Source organism: Kiritimatiellia bacterium (assembly GCA_026417735.1).
GTDB lineage: Bacteria > Verrucomicrobiota > Kiritimatiellia > PWTM01 > PWTM01 > CAACVY01.
This window is the reverse complement of the sequence record JAOACR010000006.1, coordinates 39,989-51,715: the sequence shown is the minus strand read 5'-3', so window position 1 is coordinate 51,715 and position 11,727 is coordinate 39,989. Positions and strand designations below refer to the sequence as shown.

General features: G+C 69.9%; 9 protein-coding genes. 1 reads left to right on the top strand and 8 read right to left on the bottom strand.

What is annotated here, in order from left to right; genetic code table 11:
• The 8 genes from N2652_02520 to N2652_02485 form a co-directional block, all read right to left on the bottom strand.
• The coding region (locus N2652_02520) for a TonB-dependent receptor plug domain-containing protein (GenBank protein ID MCX7818072.1) at window positions 1-1,203 on the bottom strand (1,203 nt) is incomplete at its 3' end.
• A 101-nt stretch (window positions 1,204-1,304) separates the two neighbouring features.
• On the bottom strand, window positions 1,305-2,234 hold the full coding sequence (locus tag N2652_02515) for a hypothetical protein (protein MCX7818071.1): 930 nt from the start codon (window positions 2,232-2,234) through the stop codon (window positions 1,305-1,307).
• Window positions 2,235-2,330: 96 nt separating this feature from the next.
• On the bottom strand, window positions 2,331-3,227 hold the full coding sequence (locus N2652_02510; protein MCX7818070.1) for a DUF58 domain-containing protein: 897 nt from the start codon (window positions 3,225-3,227) through the stop codon (window positions 2,331-2,333).
• 83 nt (window positions 3,228-3,310) lie between these two features.
• Window positions 3,311-4,141, bottom strand: a complete 831-nt coding sequence (locus N2652_02505) for a hypothetical protein (protein ID MCX7818069.1) — start codon at window positions 4,139-4,141, stop codon at window positions 3,311-3,313.
• 32 nt (window positions 4,142-4,173) lie between these two features.
• On the bottom strand, window positions 4,174-5,469 hold the full coding sequence (locus N2652_02500) for an MFS transporter (GenBank protein MCX7818068.1): 1,296 nt from the start codon (window positions 5,467-5,469) through the stop codon (window positions 4,174-4,176).
• An 81-nt stretch (window positions 5,470-5,550) separates the two neighbouring features.
• A complete protein-coding gene (locus N2652_02495; protein ID MCX7818067.1) occupies window positions 5,551-8,217 on the bottom strand; it encodes a hypothetical protein in 2,667 nt (888 codons plus the stop codon).
• Window positions 8,196-8,672 (bottom strand): GtrA family protein, encoded by a 477-nt coding sequence (locus N2652_02490; protein ID MCX7818066.1) that lies wholly within the window; start codon window positions 8,670-8,672, stop codon window positions 8,196-8,198. Before N2652_02490 ends, N2652_02495 begins: the two co-directional genes overlap by 22 nt.
• Window positions 8,669-10,825 carry a GreA/GreB family elongation factor gene (locus tag N2652_02485; protein ID MCX7818065.1) on the bottom strand — a complete coding sequence of 719 codons (2,157 nt, stop codon included), beginning with the start codon at window positions 10,823-10,825 and terminating at the stop codon, window positions 8,669-8,671. The genes N2652_02490 and N2652_02485 overlap by 4 nt, the downstream gene beginning before the upstream one ends.
• Before the next feature lie 273 nt (window positions 10,826-11,098).
• On the opposite strand from N2652_02485, the gene N2652_02480 reads away from it, so the two are divergent.
• Entirely contained in the window at window positions 11,099-11,710 is a 612-nt protein-coding gene (locus tag N2652_02480; protein ID MCX7818064.1) for a penicillin-binding protein activator LpoB, read from the top strand.
• Window positions 11,711-11,727: the final 17 nt, after the last annotated feature.

The window sequence follows — 11,727 nt, the reverse complement described above, 5'->3', positions numbered from 1 at the left end:
AGATGTGTATAAGAGACAGGTCCAGGCGACGCGCGCGCCGCCCCGCAGCACCCACGGGCCCGTCAGCCACTCCTCCTGTGCAAACAGTCCGTACTGGCTGGACCGGCTGTCGTTGCCGATCTGGCGCTGGCCGGGGTCGGTCCAGGTCTGATAGTCGGCCCATTGCGCGTCGGCGCCGAGCGTGAGTCGGCTACCCTCGCCGTGCGCGAACGCGATGGCGACGTCGGCCGGCACGATATTCTGTTCCACGCCATTGTTCGAGGCCAGCGAGAGGTCGCCGCCGTTGAAGAAATTGTCCTCCTGCCAAGTGCGGTCGTAGCGGCGCCAGCCGGCGCGCAGCGTCAGCGAGACCTGATCGGCGAGCTGGCCGGCGTAGCCACCCTGCACCAGCAGGTACTCGTGGTCAAAGCCGCGGTTCGGGCGGCCGGCGTCGCCCTCGTGGTGCATCCAGTTCCCGAACGCGGAGAGCGCATGGCGCCCGTCCTCGTCGAGATCCAGGCGACCGCCCGCCCACAGTCGCAGCTTCGAGTATTCGGGGTCGTCGAGCATGTTCAGCCAGGAGTTCTCGGTGCCGTAGTTGGTGTAGTCGGAGTCCTCCCAGAACGCGCCGCCGGCGAGGCCGAGGCGGCCGATGCGGTTTTCGTGCGCGCCGCGCAGCCGCCAGGTGTTGTAGGAGCCCCAGGCCGCATCGAGCCGTGTGCGCGGGGCCGTGGCCGCGATGCGGGGGATCAGGTTCACCGTGCCGGACAGCGGACTCTGATTGCCGGCGAAGTCCTGGGAGAGGTAGTTCGGGTACATCACCGACGCCGGTCCGCGCTGCACCTCCACGCGGTCCAGCGCCCAGGGGTCGAGCGCCTGTGTGTCCACAAACGCGTCCACTGGCAGTCCGTCGAGCATGAACGTGCTGTACTTCGGGCCGAGACCGCCGAACGAGCCCCAGTTGGCGTCGTTGCGCGAGAGCACGGTCACGCGGGTGCCCGGCTGCCAGGTCAGCAGCTCCGCAATGTTCGCCTTTGGCGCGACGATCGTCTCGGCGTCGCGCTCCTGCAGCACCGTGACCGCCTGGGTCACGTTCGTCAGCGCGGCCGGGCCGCGCGCCGGTGTCACCACGATTTCCGGCACTTGCACCTCCGCGGCGATGACTGCAGCCGCGGCCAGCAGGGACGCCACCATTATTCCACTTCGCTGACCGATCCGGTTCATGGATACCTCCCACGTGCCGCGGGGGTCCGCGGCGTATGATGTTTTTCGCAAAAACTCATACACACTGGTCGAGGCGCCGTCAAGGCCGCGCGAGAGGGCCGCTACCACCATCCCCATCGGCGCATCAGCACCAGCAGCGCACCCGCGATCACCGCGCAGAGCGCCCAGAACACGCCGTACATCCCCGGCCAACGCGCCTCCGGGATCGCCATGTTCATCCCGTAGATGCCGGTGAGGAACGTGAGGGGGAGGAAAATCGTGCCGACGATGGTCAGCCGCTGCATGATCTGGTTGGCGCGCTGGCCGAGGGCGCCCAGCTGCATCTGGACCGCGTCGTTCAGGATCTCCCGCTGCACCGCGAGCTCGTCCGCGACGCGGTCGAACCGGTCGGCGAGCATGCGGAGGTAGGGCTGTGTGCTTTCCGGTACCACCGCGGAGCGGCGCGTGCCGAGGTCCGCGAACACGCCCGCCGCGCGCGCCGCGCAGAGCCGCAGCTCGACGAGCCGCCGCACCGCCTGCCCGACGCGCTCGAACGGCGCCGCCGCGGAGGGCGCCAGCAGCTCTGCGGCGAGGCGACCTGCGGTGTCGTTGGCGGCGAGCGCGGCCTCGCGCACCTCGCGCAGCAGCGCGGCGCCGAGCTCGAAGAGCAGGAATCCGCGCGTGCGCGCGAACCGCAGAAAGTCGTCTCGCGAGCGTTCCGCAGCGGAGCGGAGCCAGCCGACCGCGCCGCGGTGTGCGGTGACGAGCGTGTGCTCGCTCATCGCGCAGCGCACCGACGGCGCATCTGGCGCCAGCAGCTCGACCAGCTCGACCGGCTGCGCACCGGCGGGCGGTTCCGTATCGCTGCCCATCAGAAACGCCGCCGCGTTGGCGTCCAGTCCCAGGGGCGCGAGCGCCTCGCTGGCCGATGCGCTCTCCAGATCGACATCCAGCCAGACGAACGTGTCGGGGCTGCCGGGGTGCGCGGCGGCGGACGCATCATCGACACGGCAGGTGCGCGTCGCGAAGTCGAACACGATCAGCGGGTTCATATCGCCTCCGGGTTCGTTTGCCGGGGTCCGCGGCGCGGCTGCACGGGACCTCGGCGGCACATTTGCGGCGACTATCGCACGGCGCGCGCGCCCGCTTCAATGGAGACGCTTGCGTTCGTCGAGGTAGGCGCGCAGAAACCGGTCGAGCGGTTGGGCGGTGTTGACGATGCGATGGTCCAGCCCCAGCTCCGCGCAGGTGCGGCGATGGCGGTCGACGAACTCCTCGATGAGCCGACGGTACTCTTCACGGATGCCGCGGGGGTCCGCGGCGACAACCTCGCCGGTTTCGAGGTCTTCGAACTCTGCGCCGCGGGGGAACGGCAACTCGAGCTCGGCGGGATCGAGCACCTGCAGCACGATCACGTCGTGATGCTGCCGGCGGAAGTGTGCGAGCGCGCGGGCGACGTCGTCGGGCTCGTCGAGCAGGTCCGAGATCAGCACTACGAGCGCGCGCCGCTGGATGTCGTCGGCGATACGGTGCAGCGCGGCCGCGGTGCGGGTGGTCCCTTTCGGCCGCAGCCGGTCGAGGCGCTCGAGCAGGTTGTTGAAGTGTAGCCGCGAGTTGCCCGCGCCGAGGGACTCATCAATCCGCTCGGAGAACACGTACAACCCCACCGAGTCGCGCGCACGGACGACGACGTAGCCGAGCGCCGCGGTCAGGCGCACCGCGTACTGGAACTTGGTCACGTGGCGCGAGCCGTAGTCCATGGACGCGCTGCGGTCGAGCGCGACGTACACGCGCAGGTTGGTTTCCTCCTCGTAGCGGCGGATGTAGTGGCGGTCGGTGCGGGCGAGCACTTTCCAGTCGAGCCGCTTCGGGTCATCACCGGGGATGTACGCACGGTGGTCCGCAAACTCGGAGCTGGCGCCGCGCAGCGGGCTGCGGTGACGGCCGGCGAGCGTGCCTTCCACGACGCGGCGGGACTGTAGCGTCAACCGGTTGAGCTGGCCGAGTTCGTCAGCGGTCAGGAAGCGATGGATCAGCGCGGGCATCGGTCAGCCGGGGCGGACCCGCGGGGCCTCCAAGGGTTGGAGGGGACGGGGCCGGAGGCGTCCAATGATTGGAGCGGAGGTGTTCATCGCGGGCTTTGTGGCGCGGCCGGCGCCTCGGGGGGAGCGGGCAGCAACCACCAGTAATCGTCGTCGGACAGAACGAGGAACCGCTCGGTCACGCGGGCGAGGCGCCAGGGGCCGATCGTCGTGTTCTCGCCGACGACGGGCTGCTCGCTGCCGAGCTCGAACTGCACCGCGGCGCCGAGGCGGCGCAGCGGGCGGGGAGGTTCGTGGCCCCCGCCGTAGGGGCGGGCGAGCGCGGTGGACAGATCCGAGAGCTCCTCGCCGAGCCGGCTGCTGAAGAGGCGGTAGCGGTGACCTCGGGTGCCGGGGATGCGCCGGAATCCATCGAGCGAGTACTGCCAGGCTTCGCCGAAGCGGTCGGTGAGAGGGGGGCGCTGGTCCGGGGGGAGAGCGCGCAACGGTTGGAGCGTGGGGGGGAAGGCGACGTGCTGCGCGTAGTGACGGCGCAGGGCCGCGCGCACCGCCTCGCGGTCGAGCCGGGTGAGCCAGCGGCGGGCGATGGTCTGGCCGGCGCGATCGAGCGGCGTGGCGTCGGCCTGCAGCATCTCGGACCAGAGAGCGGCGGCCTGGTTGGTGGCAGCCTCACGGAGCGCGTGCCAGGCGGCGAGGCCTTGCGCGACGGCGCGCAGCTCGCCGTGGGGAAAACGGCGCAGGAACGTGGTCGCGATGCCGACGATGGCGGCGTGGCCGGTTGGCGAGGCCATGTGCGCGCGCCAGAGCGCGAGCAGCGCGTCCATTTCGGCCGGCTCGGGCGCGGCGATCGTGCGCACGGCGGCGGCGAGCGTGGCCGCTGCCGCGGCACCTCGCAGCGCTCGCGGTCCCGCGCGCATTCGGGGGGTCTCCGAGGCCCGGCGCGCGGCGCTCAGCGGCGGTCCGCGGCCGGCCCACCGAGATCGACCGGCCGGATGCGCGGCACCAGCGCGTGGATGATCGCCAATGCGATCAGGTACGCGGTCGAGCCGATGAAGAACAGCAGCCAGTAGCGGCCGGTGCGCTCGAGCCAGCGCCCGATGAACTCGGAGAACAGGATGGCGCCGATCGAGCCGGCCATGCCGCCGATTCCGATCACGCTGGCGACCGCGTTCTTCGGAAAGCAGTCCGAGACCAGCGTGAACAGGTTCGCGGACCAGCCCTGGTGCGCAGCGGCGGCCAAGCCCACGTAGATCACCGCCCACCACACGTTCGAGAGCCGGGTGATCACCGACACCGGCACCACGCACAGCGCCATCAGCAGAAACGCCATTTTGCGCGCGAAGTTCACCGAGCGGCCGGAGCGCAACAGCGCGGAGGAGATGTAACCGCCGCCAATGCTGCCGATGGTCACGAACGTGTAGACGACGATCAGCGGCCAGCCGAGCTGTTTCAGGTCCAGCCCGAAGTCCTTGTTCAGCCATTTCGGCAGCCAGAACAAGTAGAACCACCAGATCGGGTCGGTCATGAACTTGCCGATTACGAACGCCCACGCTTCGCGGTGGCGTAGCAGCTGCCACCAGGGCAGCTTCACGGGCGGCTCCTCGTCCTTGTCGCTGAGGATGTAGGAGAGCTCAGCCGGGTCCAGCCGGCGCATCTCCTGCGGTCGGCGGTAGAGCGGCCACCACATCGCGACAAAGATGAAGTTGATCGAACCGCCCACGAGGAACGCGTACTGCCAGCCGAACCGCGTCGCCAGCCAGGGCACCAGGGCGGGGGTGATCACCGCGCCGATGTTCGCGCCGGAGTTGAAGATGCCGGTTGCCAGTGCGCGCTCGCGGCGGGGAAACCACTCAGTGACCGCCTTGATCGCGGCGGGGAAGTTCACCGCCTCGCCGAGGCCTAGAAAGAGCCGCATGATGCCGAACTGCCACCACTCGCGGCAGAACATGTGCCCCCACGCCGCAAAGCCCCAGAAGATGGTCGCCCATGCGTAGGTGGCGCGCGTGCCAAAGCGGTCCACGAGTCGGCCGAAGAACGGCAAACCGACCGCGTACGCGAGCTGGAACGCCATCACGATGCGCGCCCAGCCGATTTCCTTCGGCCAGTTGAACATGCCCTCCAGCTTCGGCACGAGGATGCCGAGCATCTGCCGGTCCAGGTAGTTATTGGCGGTGTTGATGAAGAGCAGTGCGCAGATCAGCCACCGATACCGCCCGATCCGCTGCGCAACCTGTTCGGCTGTCATGTTCGCTCCTTGCGGTTGCGGTCCGCGCGCACCTGCCCGCGCCGGTCGCGCACGGCGCGCGCCAAGACTATCGATGAGGAGCTATCGCGTCCACTCCAATTCGACCTCCCGCGCGCCGGCCGGTGCTGTGACGCGGAGTCGATCCTGTTCGGGCACCGCATCAGGCGGTGCGATCGGGGCGCCGATGCTGCTGACGGTGGACAGCCGCACCAGTCGCGCGCCGCGGGGCCAGAACGGCGGGCCGAAGGCGACCGGCGCCGGCGTACCGAGGAAGGTCAGTCGGAGACACCGTCCACGGGGCCGCTCCTCCAGGCGCACCAGCACCGGTGCGGGGGAGCTGATGCCGTCCTGCAATCGGTCGGACCCGCGGCCGTCGTGATAGGCGTATTCCGGTGCGCGAACCCGGTCGAACCGGCGTCCGTCAAGCAGCGTAGAGGCCGCCAGCAAATCGGGGCCGATCGCGAACCAGCCGCCGGCGGGCAGCTCGACCGGATCTCCGCCGATCGTCACCGGCCAGGTGTCCACACTGCCGTTCACCCAGATTTCGAGGCCGTCGCGATATCGCAGGTACAGCCGCGAGTGTTGCCATGCATCCCCCGCCAGTGCGGCGGAGGCGGAACAGAGCCCTCCCTCCTGCGTGCCCCACGCGAGCCGCTCGACCGTCTGCAGTGCCTGGCGCCGGTGCAGCGCGGCGACCAGAAAGGTCCATCGCCACAGTCGATCGTCGGCGATGTCGAGCGGCGGAAGCCTCAGCGCCATGCCGTGCGCGATCAGGCAGGCGAGGGTGCGATGGTCGGGTTCCGTCCCCGCAGCCGGCACTGGCGGGCCAACCAGCCCCAGCGCGCGGTTTAGGCGTAGCAGCGGCATCAGCGGGCGCCAGGGCTGTTCGACCAGCTCGGCCGCGCGCGCGGGATTCCAGACCGCCGCGTCCGCCGCGTCCGCGTGGTACCACGCACGCGCGGCATCGCACAGCACCGGCGCGGCTCGTCGCCGCGACTCGAGCCGGAACCACTCGTGCAACCCCTCCATCGCGGCACGGAATGTCGCGGCACCGGGAGTGCGCGCGTCGTAGTCGGTGAATGCCCACGGCGGATCCGCACCGACCCGCACGACCGTGGCGCGGTCCGCCGGCTCACCTCGAGCGGCCGACAGCGCTTGCGCGGTGGCCATCCAGGCGGTCTTGATCGCGTAACGACCGGGAGCGGAGCCCTCGCGCCAGCGGCCATCGGCGCCGTAGCGGAGCCACTCGCGGGTCCAGCGCGGATCGGTGCAATCGAGCTCGTCCTCGCGCGGCGCGCCCACGGCGGGTTCGCTCAGCACGAACATGGGGCCAGCCTGCATCTCGTCCCACATCTCGCGGAGGCGGCCGGTCCCGAGCGGGCCAGGTTCGTGGTAGACGCTCATTGCCGCGTCTGCGGCGCGCCGGCCGGACATCGCCGGCACGGAGGGCAGCACGTCTTCGACCCGCGGCGAGATCGTCAGGTGGAATGTCTCCTCCACGGCTGGCGGCCGCCCGTCGTCCGCGGGCCGGTAGCGCGCGGCGCCGAGCGCGCCGAGCACCGAGCGGCTTGCGTCCATCTCGGAGGCGCTGGACCGGAAGGGATCGAAGAAGGCGGTGCCGAAAAGCGGCGGCTCCGCCGGCGCGTTGGCGCGCCAGAGCGCGACGGGGACATCCTCGAGCAACGGCAACGTCAGCAGCTGCGGCGAGGGCGCCGCCCAGCCGGCTGCGACGATGGTCCCCGCGGAGCGGGGCGCGCGGAACTGCATGGTCAGCGTGCGACCGGCCGCCCGCACCGACACCCGGGCACCGCTGGCGGTGTCGATCTCGATGCGGTCTGCGGTGGTGACGACAGACCTCGGCGTGGGATCTCCCATCACTGCCTCAAACCGCCATCCTCCCCATCGCGCTCGGAGACGGCCGTTCCAGGAGATCGCGAGTCCGCGGTGCCATGTTGCCGGGTCCAGGGTATAGCTGAGTTCGCCGTCGTCTGCAGACGACCGGATTTCAATCCAGCCGTCCGCACGACGGTGGACTGTGCAGAGGGACGGCGAAGGAGGCGGAGCTGCAGTCGGTGATGGCGCCGCAGCCTCCGGTGGGGGTGGGGGCAGGAGCACGGGGTGACGCGGTCCTGCGGTGATCGCCGCAAGCCTCAGCTCTGGTGCCTGCGCGGGGTTCCAGTCGGTGATTTCGATCGCCTCGATGCTGCCGAACTGGCCGCTCTCTCCACACTGGCGAAACACGTGGGGAAGCGGAGCCTGCAGAATTGTCCAGCGCTCGGCGGGAATGGGGCCGAGGTCGGCGCGGTGAAGGGTGCCGGCGGCGTCGCGGAGACGCAGCGCAATGCGTGCGGTGGGCCGGGTACCCCGGGCGGCCACCACCGCTTCGACTGTATCGGCCGGTGCCTCGAGCCCAACCGGCTGCTCGGGCCGCAGAACGACGCGCAGCGCTCCCACCGAGGTGTTCGCGGTCAGTCGCGCGGCAGGATGATGACCGGTGAACGCGTCGCTCACGCGGTCGAAGCGGACGATGGCGGCGGGTTCGGCGGACCAGCCGCGGAGGCGGTCGAAACGGATCTGGGGTGGGCGGGCGTCATCCCAGCCGGTCCAGGGCGCGGCGGGGGGGGGGCGGAACACGGGAGGGGCGGCGTCGGTGGCCGCTTCGCGGCGGGCGGGCCACTGGGGCGGCGTCGCGACACAGCCGGCGATGAGCGCGGCGGCGGCGACCGTCAGCGGAGAAACACGATCCATTTGCGACCCGCAAAGTTCATCAGCAGCGACGCCGCGATTTTCGCCGCGTAGGCCGGTGTGGTGCCCCAGCCCGCACCGCGGATCAGCGCCCAGCCAGTGAACGAACCGGCGGCCATTGAGGCGGCGGAAACGGCGAAGAAGAGCGCGATTTCCAGCGCGCGTGGGTGCCGGCCCCTGGTGAACACGAACGCGGTGTTCAGCGCGTAGCCGACGAGGTTGGAGGCGATGAACGCGACCGCGTTGTTCAGAAGAAAGCGCGCCGCGCGCTGGCGCTCCTCCACCGGCCGCACCTGCAGCCGCCAGCGGCGCACCACGGGATCATCGGCGCGCAGCGCCGGCCATACCCGCAGCGCCAGCAGGTAGAAAACAGCGGCATCGGTCGCGGTGGCGATAAAGCCGCAGACCGCGTAGCGGAGAAACTGCGCGGCCAGCTCCAGAAGATCGGGCGGGATCATTCCTCGCCCCGCACCCACGCGCGCAGGTCGTCCGGCAGCGGGAAGATTCCGACGATGGTGACCGGCGCTTCGCCGGTCTCGGTCGGCACCGCGACACGATCACCCACCGCCCGCCCCAGCAGCGCCTTCGCGAGGCGGGACTCGGACGAGAGCACGCGACGCGATTCATCGCCGTCCCACAATCCCAGCACGTGGTAGCGCTCGCGACGCCCGTCCACATGCTCGATCTCGACGGTGGTGCCCGGCGCGACGCGATCGGTGGGCGTGTTGGAGAAATCGGTTGGCTGCACCTGCCGCAGTGCGGCGTCGAGTTCCGCCTGCCGGCGCATCAGTAGCGCCTGCATGTCCTTCGCGGCCTTGTATTCGAAGTTTTCGCGCAGGTCGCCGTAGCTGCGGGCGAGCGCGATCTCGCGGCTGTTCTTCGGAATCTCGACCTCGATGAGGCGGCGGAGCTGCTGCTGGCGCTCCCGATAGCTGCGCAGCGAGGTCACCGGCGCCGCGCTCGTCGCGACCGGCTCTTTGCGCAGGCGCTCCGCCAGTTCTGGTCGCGCGCGAACCAGATGGCCGAGCACGGCGGCGCGATCATGCTGGGACCAGGCGGTGGTGCGCTGAAAACGATCAAAGAGGTCCTCGCGCGTCGCATTGTCGCCGGCGTTGTCCATCAGGCTGCGGAGCCACTCCGGTTTCTCGAGCCGCTCCCGGAGCGCGTTTTGTGCCCTCAGCCGTTCGCCGCGGAGGTTTTCTTCGAGCGCCGCGAGCGCCAGCCGCGTGAAGTCGGCCCATGTGCCCAGCCGCCAGTCGGCCCACCGCTCCCAGTTGCGGTGCAACCACAGCAGCAGCTCCACGCTGATCTGTTTGCGCGCGACCATCTCCCGGACGGCGGCGGCGACCTCCGCTTCCTTGCCGCGGGCGAAGAGGAACTCCATCACATCCGCCAGCGCGCTCGCGTGCCACCGCGGCAGCATCTCGATCAGCTGCGCGCAAACTGTCTCGCCGAGACGGCCGGCCAGCCATTCGAGCAGACGGGGCAGTTCCCGGCGGCCGACCGCGTGGATCACTTCCCGTAGTTCCTCCGGCTGCGACCAAGTTTCCAGAAGCGGCGCGATTGGAAACTCGTCTTCGGACAGCCCCGCGGCGGTGGCCAGCAGGGCGGCGCGCGCCAGCTGCGCGCGATTCGTTCGCCCCGCCGCGCGGCGGACGAAATCCAGCCGCCCGACCACCGCGGCGCGCAACGAGCCGGACAGCGGGCCGGCCGCAATCGCGCGTTCGACCCGTTCGAGAATCGAGTCCGGCTCGCGGTCTGCGGCCAGCGCCGCGGCGGGATCCGGCTCGGCCGGCTCCTCCGCCTGCAGGCTAAGCGGTTCGGTGCGGCGCACGGGGAGTCGCACCCGTCGGTGGCCGCGCAGCTCGCGGCGCGCAGCGTCCCAGAACTCTTTCCAAGCCTCGGGCGCCACCAGCCGCGGGCACAGTATCTCCTGCAGCTGCGCGACCGTGAGCGGTCCGAAGCTGCTCAGCGCACGGACCACGATCGCGGCGGGGTCCGACTTCGCTTGGGCGGCAACTCCGGCCGGATCGCGAAGCCACTGGGCAAGAAGGTGATCGGAGGGCAGGACTTTCAGCGTTTCGGCGGCGTAGCCGAAGGTCATGCGATGGGCCGGCCGTCGCTCGAAGTCGATTTCGACCTTGCGGTCGAAGAAATCCATTTCACGCACGATGCCGACGCCCCAGGTTCGGTCGAGGCAGACCACCCCCGGCGCCAGCTGCAGCAGGGTCCGAAGCCGCGCGACGGTCTCCAGGGGACGGCTGGTCTCGATGGGAACCGCCTCCAACAATGCCCGAGCGTCCGATCCCAAGCCGAGGATCTCCACGAGTTCCCGGCGCAGCGTGTCGGGGGGCAGACGGCCATCCATCCACCGCAGCCGCATCGCCAGCACATCAAGCGCCTCGACTGTGCGGCGGCGTTCGATGAGCACGTCCTGCAGCAATTGTGCACGCGCCTCCGCCTGTGCGATCGCACCCCTGGCGGCCAGCGCGTCGAGCGAGCGGAACAGTTCCTCGACCGGCGGCTCAGGGCGCGCAATCCGTTCGAGAAACTCGTCTTCGCTCAGCAGTGCAGCGCACTCGTTCGCAGCGTTGGGCGGCACCGCGGTCATCCCGCCAAGCTATCCGCTAGCGCGGCGGCCTGTCAACGGGGGGGCGGTGCACGGTCGCTGAGCGAGGGGGTTCGAGCGGGCGCCGGAGGTTCGCAGAAAACACACGCAGGAGCCGACGTTCTCGGTCGGCAGAGACGGACCCTGCCTGCTGTGCGGTCGGTGCACCGGTTTGCGGGGCCGTGCGGTTGCGGAGGTGGGGGAGGGGTGGTTGAATAACCGGCGGTGGAGTCCGTCGATTCGGTGGGCACCTAGAGCGGTGCCGGGAGTGACACGATGACTCGCAGCATATGGTGGATGCTGGTCGGGGCGGCGGTGATGGCGGGGGGAGCCGGGTGCGCCGCGTTCCGGGCGAAGATCAGCGAGGTGGACGTCGAGCAGACACGGCACATGAGCGCGCGCTATGACTACAGCGACATGCGCGCGATTTCGCAGCGGGTGACCGCGGCGATGGTGAGCGAGTTTCTGCAGAAACACGCCGAGCCACCGGTGATGATGATTGCGGGGGTGCAGAATCGCACCAGCCAGTACGTGGATACCAAGAACCTCACCGATCGCGTGCGGACGCTGCTGATCCAGAGCGGCCGGGCCCGGTTTGTGAACGAGGCACGGCGGGAGGATCTGCTCAAGGAGCAGGGCTATACCGCCGCGAACGCAACGCCGGAAACCCAGATCGCGATCGGACGGCAGCTCGGTGCGCGTTACATGATCAGCGGCTCGCTGACGGAGATGAAGGACGAGTCGCCGCGGCAGGTGCGGGTGTCGAAGACGAAGGTCAACTACTACAAGCTCACCTTCGAGGTCACCGATTTGGAGACCGCCGAGATCAAGTGGATTCATGAGGAGGAGTTCGCGCGCGAGGCGCGGCTGCCGCTGATCGGCTGGTGAGCCCGGGCGGCGGGCGC